The sequence below is a fragment of the Streptomyces sp. NBC_01244 genome (genome assembly GCF_035987325.1).
GTDB lineage: Bacteria > Actinomycetota > Actinomycetes > Streptomycetales > Streptomycetaceae > Streptomyces.
Genome location: NZ_CP108488.1, coordinates 3,412,521 through 3,425,890 on the forward strand (window position 1 = coordinate 3,412,521; position 13,370 = coordinate 3,425,890).

Here is a 13,370-nt window from a genome sequence, read left to right on the forward strand (position 1 = left end):
GACTGCTGGGGGTCTCTGCTCATCGCCGCGGTCTAGCGGTTCTCAGCGGATCGGGCCCGGTACATCAGACACACGGGCACGCAGCTTGCATAGTAGCCGCAAGCGGCAATCAGCCCACAACGCGATCATCAACGCGGTCCCGGAGAGGGGATCGCGCGATCCTCCTGCTGGTCGGGGTGGCCGGATTCGAACCGACGACCTTCCGCTCCCAAAGCGGACGCGCTACCAAGCTGCGCCACACCCCGTCGGTGCGACACGTAGGGTACATGCCCGAAGACCCTCCGCCGTGCGGAGTTTCGGCGAAAGGAGCGCCCGGGCGCCCCCGCGATGCCGTCACGGCGTGGCCGGGGCCACACGCGGGCGCGAAATGTCGTGTGCGATCCCCCGCCGGAACCCGCTAGGATGCTGTTCGTGCCGCGGTCCCCGGACGTGCGTCGCACGTGCTGCGGGTGTAGCTCAATGGTAGAGCACTAGTCTTCCAAACTAGCTACGCGGGTTCGATTCCCGTCACCCGCTCCAGACGGCTCAGGGCCAGGTCAGAGGATGTTTCCTCGGATCTGGCCCTGATGCGTTTCCCGGGTTGTCCCGGGAAGCGCCGGCTCAGAGTTTGATGCCCGCGATCGTGTCCGCGAGGGAGTTCAGGAAGCGGTTCACGTCCGGGGCGATGGAGCTGGACGCGAGGAAGAAGCCGAAGAGGACCGCGACGATCGCGGGGCCGGCCTTGAGGTGGCCTCCGCGGACGAGCACCACGAGGATGATCGCCAACAGGACTACCACTGACAGCGAAATGGCCACTTCTGATCACACCTTCGGTCGTCCCCTGGTCGGCCCGGGGCGCGGCCGTGCGCACCCCCACATGGTCCATCCTCCCACCAACGCGCCCCGGCTATCCGTCTCGTGACGAAGAGACAGTGTTGCTTTTGCGTCAGGGGGTGGCGAGGCCGAGGAGGGAGCGGACGTATGCGTACTTTCCGGTCAGTCGGTCGCGGGTGGGTGCGTCGAGGACCGCGAGGCGGGCGGGGTCCGCGTTGTGGGCCAGGTCGGCTTCCTTGATCAGGAGGGCGCCGGGGGTGGCGAGGATGCGGGCGGTGTACGCCTCGACCGGCTCTCCGGGGCGTTTGGTGACGGCCAGGACCATGTCCTTGACGGACTGCGGGAGTCCGGCGGATTCCAGCCAGGCCGGAGTGAGGGCTTCGTCCTCGATCGCGTCGTGGAGCCAGGCCGCCGCCTGCTGTTCGGCGGTGCCGCCGCGGGCGCGGACGCCCTCCGCGACGGCGGCGAGGTGTTCCGCGTACGGCCGGCCGGCCTTGTCGGTCTGGCCCTCGTGCGCGGTGCGGGCGAGGGCCTCGACCTCGATGAGGGTGAGTGGACCGCTGGTCATCCGAGCTCCTTCGCCGCCGTGTGGAGGGCCTGCGCGATCCGGCGTACGTCTGCCGGTGTGGTGCGCCAGTTGGAGAACGCGGCGCGCAGGGCGGGGGTTCCCGCGTAGGTCGTGGGGGTGACGAACACCTCGGGTCCGGCCGCTTCGCGCAGGGCCGTGAGGCGGGCCGGGGTGGGGGAATGGGTGAGGGTGAAGCAGACGACGTTCAGGCGGACCGGGGCCAGGACCGTGAAGTACGGGTCCGCCGTGAGGGATTCGCCGAGGGAGCGGGCGCAGGCGATGTCCCGTTCCACGATCTCGCGGTGGCCTTCGCGGCCGTAGGCGCGCAGGGTGAACCAGGCGGCGAGTGCGCGCAGCCGGTGGGAGTTCTCCGGAGTGAGGTGGACGAGGTCGGGGTTCTCGGACAGGGGGCCGAGGTAGGTGGCGGCGTTCTGGAAGACGCGGGCCTGGAGGTCGCGGCGGCGGGTGAACTGGACGGCGCTGTCGTAGGGGACGTTGAGCCACTTGTGCAGGTCGACGCAGACGGAGTCCGAGGCGTCCAGGCCTTCGGTGAGGTGGGCGTGGGCCGGGGAGAGGGCGGCGAAGGCGCCGAAGGCGGCGTCCGTGTGCAGCCAGAAGTCGTGGCGTTCGCGCAGTGCGGCGATGGCGCGGAGGTCGTCGAAGTCCACGGTGTTGACGGTCCCCGCGTTGGCGACGACCACGGCGGGCCGGCCGGGCGTGTCGGCGAGGGCGCGGTCCAGGGCGGCCGGGTCGACGGCCTCGCGGCCGGGCAGGGTCGGTACGCGGACCAGGGCCGCGCGGCCGAGTCCGAGGACGGAGAGGGCCTTGGCGATGGAGGAGTGCGGGGCGCCGGACAGGACCCGGACCGGGCCGAGCGCGGCCGCGCCGTCCTCGGCCGGGGAGACGCCGAGGCGTTCGCCGAGCCATTCGCGGGCGATGGCCAGGCCGGTGGTGTTGGACATCGTCGCGCCGCTGACGAAGGTGCCGGTGTGGGCGGCGGAGAGGTGGAAGAGGTCACGGAGCCAGGTGATGGTTTCACGTTCGAGGTCCTGGCCTCCGCCGTCCAGGGCGGAGTTGGAGTTCTGGTCGTGGGCCGCGGTCAGCCAGTCGCCCGCGAGGGCGGCGGGGGTGGCGCCGCCGGTGACGAAGCCGAGGTAGCGGGGGCCGGCGGAGGCCGACAGCCGCGGCGCCCAGCGCTCCGCGAAGGCCGCGAGGGTGGCCTCGGTGCCGGAGCCGTGCTCGGGGAGGCGCTGCGGTGTCGGGCTCCCCTCCGTACGGGGAGGTACGACGGGACGCGCGTCCAGCGCTGCGAGCGTCGCGGCGGCGACGTCGCGGGTGGCGTCGAGGAGCTCGGGGAGGCGGGCCAGGTCGGCGGCGAGGGTGCGGTCCATGGGGGCACGGTATGTTCCGGCGGGCCGCGCCGGGCGTGCCAATCCGGGGTGAGTGGCTGGTGGCGTGGGTGGGGGGCGGCCCTGCGGGGCGAAGTCCCCTGCCCGCCCTTCCACATCAGGTGCGACTGAGTCTCAGGGCTCTGCGGGCCGGGAGGGCCGTGGCCGCCAGGGTCAGGGCCGTGGCGGCCGCCACGAAGGAGCCGTAGACGGTGGGCGGGATGTACGGGGCGCTGCCCGTCACCGCCTTCGTGAGCGGGATCAGCGTGGTCAGGGCGATCGCCGAGCCGAGGGCGACGCCCGCGCCGCTGACCAGGAGGGCTTCCCCGTAGAGCATCCGCAGGACCTGGCGGCGGGTGGAGCCGACCAGGCGGAGCAGGTGCAGTTCTCGGCGGCGGTCCAGGACGGTCATGACCAGGGTGTTGGCCGCGGCGACGGCCGCGAAGCCGCCGAGGACGGCCGCCATGGTGGTGTTGGCCCAGGCGTTGACCTCGCGGTCCACGCTCTGCGCGGAGGTCCAGGCGGTGGCGGTCAGCACCGGGCCGAAGCCCTCGGGGGCCGGGCCGCGGACCAGGAGTTCGGTGGGGCGGCCGGCGGTGGTGTGGCCGGCCAGGTCGGCGGCGGGGAGGGTGACCTCGCCGAGGCCGAGGCCGCGGGAGTAGACGGCGACGATCTCGGGGTCGGCCCGGGTGCCGTCGGGGAGGCGCAGCTCGATGCGGTCGCCGACGGCGGCGCGGTCGGCGGCGGCGAGGGTCCGGTCGACGGCGACCTTGCCGGGGGCCAGCCGGGAGAGGTCCCCGGAGAGCACGCCCAGGTCCTGGACGGTGGTGATGTCCCCGGTGACCCCCTGGGCGGAGGCGCTTTGGATCAGGCGCTCCGGGCCGGAGCCGACGACGGCGAGGACGGTGGTGCGGGTGAGCGCGACCGCCCCGGCCGCGACCGCCCGGTCCGGGTCGTGCGGGTCGGTGACGACGTGGTCGGCGAGCATCCCGGTCTGCTGCTGCCGGCTCACGGCCCGGTCCTCACTGGTGTGGAGGAAGACCAGGGTGGAGGAGAAGGCCAGGGCGAGCACGATCGGGGTGATCGCGGAGGCGAGCCGGCGGGCGTTGGTGCGGGAGTTGGCGGCGGCCAGGGAGCCCGCGGCGCCGGTGGCGCGCAGCGGGAGCCCGAAGAGGGTGGCGCAGGCGCGGGCGATCAGCGGGCCGAGCAGGGCGACGGCGAGCATGAAGAGCATGACGACGCCGAGGGCCGCGTTGGCGGCGTCCGGGCCGCTGCTGCCGGCGGCCAGCGTCGCGCAGGCGGTGCCGCCGGCCAGGGCGGCGAGGCCGAGGGGGGTACGGATCCACCCGGGCCGCAGGCGTTCCACGGCGGACTCGGCGAGGGCCAAGCCGGGGCGGATGCGGGCCGGACGGCGGGCGGCTGCCCAGCCGGCGAGCAGGGCGGTGACAAGTCCGATGCCGGCGGCGGAGACGAGCGGGATCCAGCCGATGGTCAGGTCGACGGCGGCCGGGACGGCGCCCTTCTCCTTGAGCTGGCCGAACCACCAGGAGGCGAGCGCGATGCCGGGTACGCAGCCCAGCGCGCCCGCGACCGGTGCGACGAGGAGGGCTTCGGTGGCGACCGTACGGCGGATCTGGCGCGGGGTGGCTCCGACGGCGCGCAGCAGGGCGAACTCGCGGGAGCGCTGCCCGACGGAGAGGGCGACGGTGCCGGCGGCGGTGAAGACGGCGACGAGGGTGGCGATGCCGCCGAAGGAACCGCCGAGGCCGGCCAGCATCTCCTTGGCGCCCGCGAGCTGCGGGTCCATGGCGCGGTCGGCGCCGGTCAGGACCTGGGCGCGCCCGTCCACGGCGGCCCGGACCCGTGCCGCGTCGGCCCCGAAGACGGCGATGGCATCGAGGGTGCGGGGGTGTCCGGACAGGGCGCGCGCTTCGGCGTCGGAGAACCAGGCACCGGGGCGGTCGGTGTGCCCGACGACTCGGAACTCCCGCTTGCCGGCGGGGGTGTCGAGCGTGATCCGGCCGGTCCCGTCCGCGCCGCCGAGGACCACGTCGCCCGGGGCGGCCGGGGCCCGCCCCGAACGCAGCCCGGCGGGGCTGAAGGCGGTGGAGCCCCAGCCGTACGCGTCGAAGGCGCGGCCGGCCTGGTCCCGTACGGGGAAGCTCACGTCGGGCACGGCCCGCCCCAGCGGGGCCAGCCGGTCCAGGAGCGCGGCGTCCACCCGGGCGTGTTCGGGTACCTGCGCGGAGACGTCGTACGCGCCCTCGCCGCTGCCCACCCGCAGGGTGACCTGCTGGTCGGCGGCGACGACGACGGGGGCCGCGGCATAGCGGGTCGGCGGGGCGCTCGCCCGGATGCCGGTCTCCAGCAGGATCCCGCAGGCGGAGACGATGGCGACGGTCATCAACAGCGCGACGAAGGTGCCGACGAAGGCGGCGGGCCGGAACCGGAGCACGGCGCGGGCCAGACCGTTGGTACGGGGGCGGAGCGGCATCAGGCGGCCGCCCCTGCGTGGCGCGCGGCGGCGGGAGCGGGCGTGGTCAGGGCCGTCATGCGGGTGGCGATCGTGGCGGCGGAACCGCGCGGGAGCCGGTCGGCGATGAGGCCGTCGGCGAGGAAGAGCACCTGGTCGGCGTGGGCGGCGGCGGCCGGGTCGTGGGTGACCATGACGACGGTGGCTCCGAGGGTGTCCACGGCGTCGCGGAGCAGGCCGAGGACCTCGGCGGCGGTGGTGGTGTCGAGGGCGCCGGTGGGCTCGTCGGCGAAGACCACATCGGGGCGGGTGACCAGGGCGCGGGCGATGGCCACGCGCTGCTGCTGGCCGCCGGAGAGTTCCGCGGGGCGGCGTCGGCCCTTGCCCTCCAGGCCGACGCGGGCGAGCAGGTCGGCAGCGCGGGCCTGCCCCTGGGAGGCGGTGCGGCCGCCGGCCAGGCGCATGGGGAGCAGGACGTTCTGCTCGACCGTGAGGGAGGGGAGGAGGTTGAAGGCCTGGAAGACGAAGCCGAGGCGGCTGCGGCGGAGTTCGGTGAGCTCGTTCTCGTTCATGCCGGTGATCTCGGTGCCGCCCAGCCGGACGGAGCCCTCGGTGGGGAGGTCCAGGCCGGCCGCGCACTGGAGGAAGGTCGACTTTCCGGAGCCGGAGGGGCCCATCACCGCGGTGAAGCTGCCGCGGGGGAGGCTGAGGTCGATGCCTCGGAGGGCGTGGACGGTGGCCTGGCCCCGGCCGTACTGGCGGCGGACCGCGCGCAGCTCGACTGCGGCGGTGGCGTCGTGGGACGCCGCGGGCTGCCCCGGCTGCCCGGCCGGTCCGGGCGGCGCCGTTCGCTGCTCGGCCTGCCGCTTGCTGCGCCGGAGCCCCATGGTGTGCCGCCTTCCGTGCCGGTCGACCACCTCGTGGTGATCGTGTCTTCGACGCTACGGAGGGCGGGTGGCCTGCGGCCATGGCGGAGGCAGGCGGACCGGGGGTGGGGTAAACCCGACCATCGGGGCGGGGGTGGGCGGCGCCGGCCGTGGCGAATGCCCTGCCCCTGCGGGGCGAGGTGGGCTGCCCCTGCGGGGCGGAGTGCGCTGCCCCTGCGGGACGGGGTGCCCTGCCGTGCCGGGCGAGGTGCGCTGCGGGGTGAGGTCCCCTACCCGCCCTTCGCCCGTTCCCCGGACGCTGCCCGGAGCCTGGGAGGGGGTGCCGGGCTGCGCCCGGACCCCCCGGGGCTCCGCCCCAGACCCCGGTCCTCAAACGCCGGACGGCTGAGAAGACCCCGGCAACGGGTCCAGGCACAGCACCGGGTAACGGGCGAAGGGCAGGTAGGTGCCCCGGCCCCTCGGGGCCCAACCAGCCGCACGCCCCACCGGCCGTGGCTCCACCCCCGCCCCACCCCACCGCCGGACGGAGTCCGGCGCAGCGCCGCGAAGCCTGGGAGGCCCGCCAGGGCCGAGCGGTGCGAGTGGTGCGTCAAGAAAAGGTCGCGCGGCGGATCAGGAGGAGGGCCCTGTCGTCGTTGACGTCCTTGGCCACCTTTTCGATGAGGTGCCAGGTCGCGCCCTCCCAGCCGGCGGCGACGTAGCGGTCGGCCTCGCCGGTGAGGCGGTCGATGCCCTCGCTGATGTCGCGGTCGGCCGTTTCGACCAGGCCGTCGGTGAAGAGCATCAGGACGTCGCCGGGGCGCAGGTTGCCGCGGGCGGGGGTGAACTCGGCGCCGTCGTAGACGCCGAGGAGCGGGCCCTCGCCGGTCATTTCCTGCCAGCGGCCGGTCCCGGCGGAGAGCTGGAGGGCGGGCAGGTGGCCGGCGGAGAGGAGTTCGTAGTCGCCGGTCTCCAGGTCCAGGACGAGGTGGATGGAGGTGGCGAAGCCCTCGTCCCAGTCCTGGCGGAGCAGGTAGCCGTTGGCGGCGGGCAGGAAGCCGTGTGGGGGCAGCGCTCCCAGGAGGCCGCCGAAGGCACCCGAGAGGAGGAGGGCGCGGGAGCCCGCTTCCATGCCCTTGCCGGAGACGTCGGTGAGGACGATCTCCAGGGTGCGGCCGCCGTTCGTGCGGGCGGCGACGACGAAGTCGCCGGAGAAGGACTGGCCGCCGGCCGGGCGCAGGGCCATCTCCCGGTGCCAGCCGCGGGGCAGGGCGGGGAGCTTGCTCTGGACCCGGATGCGTTCGCGCAGGTCGAAGAGCATGGTGCCGCCGCGCCGCCAGGGCACGCCGACGCGGCTGCGGAACTGGGCGATGACCAGGCCGAAGAACCCGCAGGCCGCGACGACGAGGACGGTGCCGGGGGTGACCCGCGCCGGGCCCTGCGTGTACGGGCCGAGGACCAGGGCTTCGACGATGAGCGCGGCCGCGGAGGCCGCGTAGAGGGCGAGCAGGCTGGCGGGGCGCAGCAGCAGGCCGCCGGCGACGATGGGCAGCACGAGCGCGGCGGGCGAGAACCACACGGGCAGCATGAGCGTGCCGCAGGCGATGGCCGGGATCGTGAGGATCAGGCCGCCGAAGGCCAGCCAGTCGGAGGCGTCGCCGCGGAAGTAGTCGACGGCGGATTTGCGCAGCGCGGTGCGCGCCCGGTGCCACGCCATGCGGGTCCGGGCCAGGAGGGACTCCACGTGTGCTCCGGCCATTGCTTCGGGACCCTATCCATCCTGGCTGTGCGCGCGCAGGGGTACCCCCTGAGATGGGCCCATCGGCAACCGAAAAGAGATCGACCGGGGACGGATTGCCCTGATAGGGATGGCCGTATGCCTCTTGAGACGCGCGTATTGCAGGCCGATGAGTGGGATGTCTGGTACGACCAGCTGGAACTGGCATTCGGTGGAGTGCCCGAATCGCCCGAGGAGCGGGAGCTCTACCGGTCGCTCACCGAGACGGAGCGTTCCCTCGGCGTCTGGGACGGCGGGGCCTGCGTCGGCACGGCGGGAGCCTTCTCCTTCCGGCTCTCGGTGCCGGGCGGGGCGCTCGTGCCCGCCGCCGGGGTCACGATGGTGGGCGTCTCCCCCACGCACCGCAGGCGGGGCGTGCTCACCTCGCTGATGCGCCGCCAATTGGACGACGTCCGGGCGGGTGGTGAGCCGATCGCCGTGCTGACGGCCTCGGATCCGGCGATCTACGGGCGCTTCGGCTACGGCACCGCCGCGTACTCGATGTCCGTGGAGATCGACAAGACCCGCGTACGGCTCTCCGTGCCGCCGGGGACCGAGGACGTACGGCTGCGGCTGGTCGATCCGCGCAAGGCCCTGGCCGACTGCGAGCGGGTCTACGCGGCGCTGGTCGCGGGCCGTCCCGGGATGCCGGCCCGGCAGCCGGGCTGGGAGCTGCAGGCGGTGCTCGACCCGGAGGCGACGAGGAGCGGAGCCTCCCCCCTGAAGTGTGTGGTCGCCGAGCGGGCGGACGGCGAGGTGGTCGGGTACGCCCGCTACCGGGTCAAGCCCGAGTGGGACCTGACCGGTTCGGACGGCCGGGTGGACGTGGCGGATCTCGACGCGCTCGATCCGGCGGCGTACGCGGCGCTGTGGCGGTACGTGTTCTCCATCGACCTGACCTGGACCGTGCGGGCCTTCAAGCGTCCGGCGGACGACGCGGTGCTGCACCTGGTCAGCGATGTCCGCCGGACGCGGGTGCGGCTGCGCGACTCGCTGCACGTACGGCTCGTGGACCTGCCGGCGGCGCTGGCCGCGCGGGCCTACGGGGCTCCGCTGGACGTGGTGCTGGAGGTGGAGGACGCGTTCTGTCCGTGGAACGCGGGGCGCTGGCGGCTGGCCGTCGGGGCGGACGGGGCCGCGGTCTGTACCCGGACGGAGGCCCCGGCCGACCTGGAGCTGTCGGTACGGGAGCTCGGCGCGGCGTACCTGGGCGGGGTCTCCCTGAACTCGCTGGGCGCGGCCGGCCTGGTGCGCGAGGTCCGTGCGGGAACGCTGGCCGCGCTCTCGCGCGCCTTCGCCGGCGACGTGGCCCCGTGGCTGCCGCACGGGTTCTAGCCGGGACGCGCGCCGCCCGGGCGCCCGGCCAGCCGGCCTGGCTGGCCAGCGGGCCTGGCTGGCCAGCGGGCCTGGCTGGCCAGCGGGCCTGGCTAGTGGGCGTGACCAGCGGGCCCGGCTAGCGGGCCTGGCACCCCGGGCACCAGAAGAGGTTGCGGGCGGCGAGATCGGCGGTGCGGATCTCGCCCCCGCAGATGTGGCAGGGCATGTTGGCCCTGCGGTAGACGTACACCTCACCGCCGTGGTCGTCCACCCTCGGCGGGCGGCCCATGGCCTCGGGCAGGTGCTCGTCGCGGACGGTGTCGATGCGGTTGTTGCGCACGCCTTCGCGCATGAGCAGAACGAGGTCGGCCCAGATCGCGTCCCACTCGCGGCGGGTGAGGTCCTTGCCGGCGCGGTAGGGGTCGATGCCGTGGCGGAAGAGGACCTCGGCGCGGTAGACGTTGCCGACGCCGGAGACGATCTTCTGGTCCATGAGGAGGGCGGCCACGGTGGTGCGGGAGCGGGAGATCCGGGCCCAGGCGCGGTCGGGGTCGTCGGCGGGGCGCAGCGGGTCCGGGCCGAGCCGGTCGTGTATCGCCTTCTTCTCGCCGTCGCCGATGAGCGCGCACGCGGTGGGCCCGCGCAGGTCGGCGTAGTGGTCCTCGTTCAGCAGCCGGAGCCGGACGGTTTCGGTGGCGGGCGGGGCCGGGGCGGGGCCGAAGCCGAGCTTCCCGAAGAGGCCGAGGTGGATGTGGATCCAGGCGTCGCCGAGTTCGAGGAACAGGTGCTTTCCGTGCGCCTCGGCGGATTCCAGCTCGCGGCCGTCGAGCAGGGCCGCGCTCTCGGCGAACCGGCCCTGCGGACTGCTCACCCGGACCGGGCGGGCGGCGAAGCGCTCGGTGTGGTCCTCGGCGAGGCGGTGGATCGTATGCCCCTCGGGCACGGCAGTACTCCTCGCGAACGAAAAACCGGGACGTGAAAACCGGGACGTGACCAGGGACGTGAAAAACCGGGGCATGAAAAACCGGGGCATGAAAAACCGGGGCATGAAAAACCGGCCGCGCCGCCCCGGAGGGCGTCGCGGCCGGAAGCGGGATCAGCCCTGCGGGTGGTGGGCCGGGATCGGGGGGAGCTCGCCGGTGGTCTCGTAGGCGGTGAGCATGTCGATCCGGCGGGTGTGGCGCTCCTCGTCGGAGTACGGGGTCTTCAGGAACGCGTCGATGAAGCTGACGACCTCGTCCTGGGTGTGCATCCGGCCGCCGACGGAGATGACGTTGGCGTTGTTGTGCTCACGGCCGAGCTCGGCGGTCTGGACGCTCCACGCGAGGATGGCGCGGATGCCCTTGACCTTGTTCGCGGCGATCTGCTCGCCGTTGCCGGAGCCGCCGATCACGATGCCGAGGCTGTCGGCGTCCGCGGCCGTCTTCTCCGCTGCGCGGAGGCAGAACGGCGGGTAGTCGTCCACCGCGTCGTAGATGTGGGGCCCGCAGTCGACGGGCTCGTGGCCGTTGTTCTTGAGCCAGTCCACCAGGTGGTTCTTGAGCTCAAAGCCGGCATGGTCGGATCCGAGGTACACGCGCATGGTCCGAGTGTGGCACGAGCCGGGCCGGGGACCCGCCGCGGGGTGTCGCGTAAGTCACTTCTAAAGCTCAAGTAAACCCAAAGAACGCAGATGGGACACCGCGGGACCCAGGTCCTGGACGTTCGCCCCGACGCAACGATCCGGATTGGGGTCTTCCGCCCTGCGTTCATCTCAGGTTTGAATGCCGGGGCTCGCCACCCGAGAACCTAAGGATCCGTTCATGAGCTCCACGACGACCCTTCAGAAGGAAGGCTCCCCCACCGGCAATCCCGGTGAAGGCCAGCCCTCCGACGGCCTGAAGGCCGGTCTCAAGAACCGCCACCTGTCCATGATCGCCATCGGCGGCGTCATCGGCGCCGGGCTCTTCGTCGGCTCCGGCGGCGGTATCGCCAAGACCGGTCCCGCCATCCTGCTGTCCTACGCGCTGGTCGGCGCGATGGTCGTCTTCGTCATGCGGATGCTGGGCGAGATGGCCGCCGCCAGCCCGAACTCCGGCTCCTTCTCCGCGTACGCCGACCGCGCGCTCGGCCGCTGGGCCGGTTTCTCCATCGGCTGGCTGTACTGGTTCTTCTGGGTCGTCGTCCTGGCCGTGGAGGCCACCGCCGGCGCCGTCATCCTCGAAAGCTGGGTCCCGGCCGTCCCGCAGTGGGCCTGGGCGCTGATCGTGATGGCCGTGCTGACGGTCACCAACCTCGGCTCGGTCGCCTCGTACGGCGAGTTCGAGTTCTGGTTCGCCGGCATCAAGGTGGTCGCCATCGGCGGCTTCGTGATCATCGGCATGCTGGCCGTCTTCGGCGTGCTGCCGGGCTCGGACAACCCGGGCGCGGGCTTCGCCCACCTCACCGACACGGGCGGCTTCATGCCGAACGGCTGGGGCTCGGTCCTCACCGGTGTGCTGATGGTCGTCTTCTCCTTCATGGGCAGCGAGATCGTCACGCTGGCCGCCGGCGAGTCCGAGGACCCGCGGCGCGCGGTCACCAAGGCCACCAACTCGGTGATCTGGCGCATCGGCGTCTTCTACTTGGGCTCGATCTTCATCGTGCTGACCCTGCTGCCGTGGAACGACAAGTCGATCGTGGAGAAGGGCTCGTACGTCGCCGCCCTGGACTCCATCGGCATCGCGCACGCCGGTCAGATCATGAACGTGATCGTCCTGACGGCCGTGCTGTCCTGCCTGAACTCGGGCCTCTACACCGCCTCCCGCATGGCCTTCTCGCTGGGCGAGCGCGGTGACGCCCCGAAGTCCTTCGCCAAGGTGAACAAGCGGGGCGTGCCGATGGCCGCCATCCTGGGCTCGGTCGTCTTCGGCTTCGCCGCCGTCTACTTCAACTACGCCTTCAAGGACACGGTCTTCAGCTTCCTGCTGAACGCCTCGGGCGCGATCGCGCTGTTCGTGTGGCTGGTCATCTGCCTGACCCAGCTGCGGATGCGCGGGATCCTCATGCGCGAGGCCCCGGAGAAGGTGACGGTGAAGATGTGGCTCTTCCCGTACCTGACCTGGGCCACCGCCGCGATGATCACCTTCGTCCTCGGCTACATGGTCTACGACAAGGACAACCGCGAGACCGTCCTGCTGTCGCTGCTGGTCGCGGCCGTGGTGATCGCGATCGGCGTGGCACGGCAGCTGCGCCGCAAGGCCGCCCTGAAGGCCTCCGCGTAGCACTTCCCGACATGACGGCAGCCCCGGACCGCGCTGCGCGGTCCGGGGCTGCCGTGTGGAACGTGGGGGTACGAGCGCTCACGCGCGGCCGAGGAGCTTCCAGGCGGCCGGCAGCAGACCCATCGCCAGCGCCGCCTTGAGCGCGTCGCCGATCAGGAACGGGGTCAGGCCGCCCGCGACGGCCGCACCGAAGGACATCCCGGTGGACAGCGCGAGGTAGGGGACGCCGACCGCGTAGATGATCGCGGAGCCCAGCACCATCGCGCCCGCCGTACGCGGCACGGAGCGGTCGGCGCCGCGCCGCGCGAGGGCGCCGACGACCGTAGAGGCCAGCAGCATGCCGAGGACGTACCCGAAGGTCGCGCCGCCCGCGCCGGAGGAACCGCCCGCGAACCACGGCACGCCCGCCATGCCGACCAGGGTGTAGAGGGCCAGGGAAAGGAAACCCCGGCCGGCTCCCAGCGCGGTGCCCACGAGCAGCGCGGCGAAGGTCTGCCCGGTGATCGGTGCGGCCAGGCCGTCGACGTGGACGGCGATCTGCGCGGCGAGGCCGGTGAGCCCGGCTCCGCCGGCCACGAGCGCGATGTCGCGGACGCGGCTCGCGGGCAGCAGGTCGGCGAGGACGGCGCCGGGCCGGAAGGAGACGGAAGCAGTGCTCATCGGGGACTCCGCGGGAGGTGGGGTCGACAGGGACGATCACCGACGTTAGTACCGGGTCGGGGGCCTCATCCGGGTCGCCCGGGACAAAGCCGTACTCCCTGTTTTGGTGGGGAGTTCACAAAGACCTCGCCCCACGCCCGAGGTGCAGTGATCCGCGTCACGGGCAATGAACGACAACACGTCCGTTTTGCGCGGATGGGCGCTCTCCGGAGAGACTGTAGGGTCCCTCCAACTGTCGCGGAGCCCCCACCGCCGCCAGGCCATAG

General features: G+C 73.0%; 11 protein-coding genes and 2 tRNA genes. 3 read left to right on the forward strand and 10 right to left on the reverse strand.

What is annotated here, in order from left to right; all coding sequences use genetic code 11:
* Nucleotides 1-168: 168 nt before the first annotated feature.
* Nucleotides 169-245 (reverse strand) — tRNA-Pro (locus OG247_RS15185).
* Nucleotides 246-445: 200 nt separating this feature from the next.
* Between OG247_RS15185 and OG247_RS15190 the strand changes: the two genes are divergently transcribed.
* Nucleotides 446-519: transfer RNA gene (locus OG247_RS15190), tRNA-Gly, on the forward strand.
* A gap of 81 nt (nt 520-600) precedes the next feature.
* Here OG247_RS15190 and OG247_RS15195 read toward each other — a convergent pair.
* From OG247_RS15195 to OG247_RS15220, 6 genes are all read right to left on the reverse strand, one after another.
* Entirely contained in the window at nt 601-795 is a 195-nt protein-coding gene (locus OG247_RS15195; protein WP_250739483.1) for a hypothetical protein, read from the reverse strand.
* Between the two features lie 130 nt (nt 796-925).
* The gene (locus tag OG247_RS15200; RefSeq protein ID WP_327252751.1) at nt 926-1,381 is read right to left on the reverse strand and encodes an HD domain-containing protein; all 456 of its coding nucleotides are present in this window, start codon (nt 1,379-1,381) and stop codon (nt 926-928) included.
* Nucleotides 1,378-2,772 (reverse strand): pyridoxal phosphate-dependent decarboxylase family protein, encoded by a 1,395-nt coding sequence (locus OG247_RS15205; protein WP_327252752.1) that lies wholly within the window; start codon nt 2,770-2,772, stop codon nt 1,378-1,380. The genes OG247_RS15200 and OG247_RS15205 overlap by 4 nt, the downstream gene beginning before the upstream one ends.
* Nucleotides 2,773-2,887: 115 nt before the next feature.
* Nucleotides 2,888-5,263 (reverse strand): ABC transporter permease, encoded by a 2,376-nt coding sequence (locus tag OG247_RS15210; RefSeq protein WP_327252753.1) that lies wholly within the window; start codon nt 5,261-5,263, stop codon nt 2,888-2,890.
* Nucleotides 5,263-6,129: an ABC transporter ATP-binding protein gene (locus OG247_RS15215; protein ID WP_327252754.1), complete on the reverse strand. Its 867-nt coding sequence runs from the start codon at nt 6,127-6,129 to the stop codon at nt 5,263-5,265. Before OG247_RS15215 ends, OG247_RS15210 begins: the two co-directional genes overlap by 1 nt.
* 589 nt (nt 6,130-6,718) lie before the next feature.
* Entirely contained in the window at nt 6,719-7,867 is a 1,149-nt protein-coding gene (locus tag OG247_RS15220) for a PP2C family protein-serine/threonine phosphatase (protein WP_327252755.1), read from the reverse strand.
* A 117-nt stretch (nt 7,868-7,984) separates the two neighbouring features.
* Between OG247_RS15220 and OG247_RS15225 the strand changes: the two genes are divergently transcribed.
* Nucleotides 7,985-9,220 carry a GNAT family N-acetyltransferase gene (locus OG247_RS15225; protein WP_327252756.1) on the forward strand — a complete coding sequence of 412 codons (1,236 nt, stop codon included), beginning with the start codon at nt 7,985-7,987 and terminating at the stop codon, nt 9,218-9,220.
* Nucleotides 9,221-9,338: 118 nt separating this feature from the next.
* On the opposite strand, the gene OG247_RS15230 is transcribed toward OG247_RS15225, so the two are convergent.
* The gene (locus OG247_RS15230) at nt 9,339-10,145 is read right to left on the reverse strand and encodes an Fpg/Nei family DNA glycosylase (RefSeq protein WP_327252757.1); all 807 of its coding nucleotides are present in this window, start codon (nt 10,143-10,145) and stop codon (nt 9,339-9,341) included.
* 153 nt (nt 10,146-10,298) lie between these two features.
* On the reverse strand, nt 10,299-10,784 hold the full coding sequence (locus OG247_RS15235; protein ID WP_327252758.1) for a ribose-5-phosphate isomerase: 486 nt from the start codon (nt 10,782-10,784) through the stop codon (nt 10,299-10,301).
* Nucleotides 10,785-11,004: 220 nt separating this feature from the next.
* On the opposite strand from OG247_RS15235, the gene OG247_RS15240 reads away from it, so the two are divergent.
* Complete coding sequence (locus OG247_RS15240; RefSeq protein ID WP_327252759.1) at nt 11,005-12,444, forward strand: amino acid permease; 1,440 nt, start codon at nt 11,005-11,007, stop codon at nt 12,442-12,444.
* Nucleotides 12,445-12,522: 78 nt separating this feature from the next.
* On the opposite strand, the gene OG247_RS15245 is transcribed toward OG247_RS15240, so the two are convergent.
* On the reverse strand, nt 12,523-13,104 hold the full coding sequence (locus OG247_RS15245; protein WP_327252760.1) for a biotin transporter BioY: 582 nt from the start codon (nt 13,102-13,104) through the stop codon (nt 12,523-12,525).
* Between the last annotated feature and the right edge of the window lie 266 nt (nt 13,105-13,370).

Excerpts from the sequence above, each read along its gene's own strand:
- OG247_RS15205 (WP_327252752.1), bottom strand. The coding sequence starts at position 2,772 with ATGGACCGCACCCTCGCCGCCGACCTGGCCCGCCTCCCCGAGCTCCTC.
- OG247_RS15235 (WP_327252758.1), bottom strand. The coding sequence starts at position 10,784 with ATGCGCGTGTACCTCGGATCCGACCATGCCGGCTTTGAGCTCAAGAAC.
- OG247_RS15245 (WP_327252760.1), bottom strand. The coding sequence starts at position 13,104 with ATGAGCACTGCTTCCGTCTCCTTCCGGCCCGGCGCCGTCCTCGCCGAC.
- OG247_RS15210 (WP_327252753.1), bottom strand. The coding sequence starts at position 5,263 with ATGCCGCTCCGCCCCCGTACCAACGGTCTGGCCCGCGCCGTGCTCCGG.
- OG247_RS15215 (WP_327252754.1), bottom strand. The coding sequence starts at position 6,129 with ATGGGGCTCCGGCGCAGCAAGCGGCAGGCCGAGCAGCGAACGGCGCCG.
- OG247_RS15220 (WP_327252755.1), bottom strand. The coding sequence starts at position 7,867 with ATGGCCGGAGCACACGTGGAGTCCCTCCTGGCCCGGACCCGCATGGCG.
- OG247_RS15225 (WP_327252756.1), top strand. The coding sequence starts at position 7,985 with ATGCCTCTTGAGACGCGCGTATTGCAGGCCGATGAGTGGGATGTCTGG.
- OG247_RS15240 (WP_327252759.1), top strand. The coding sequence starts at position 11,005 with ATGAGCTCCACGACGACCCTTCAGAAGGAAGGCTCCCCCACCGGCAAT.
- OG247_RS15200 (WP_327252751.1), bottom strand. The coding sequence starts at position 1,381 with ATGACCAGCGGTCCACTCACCCTCATCGAGGTCGAGGCCCTCGCCCGC.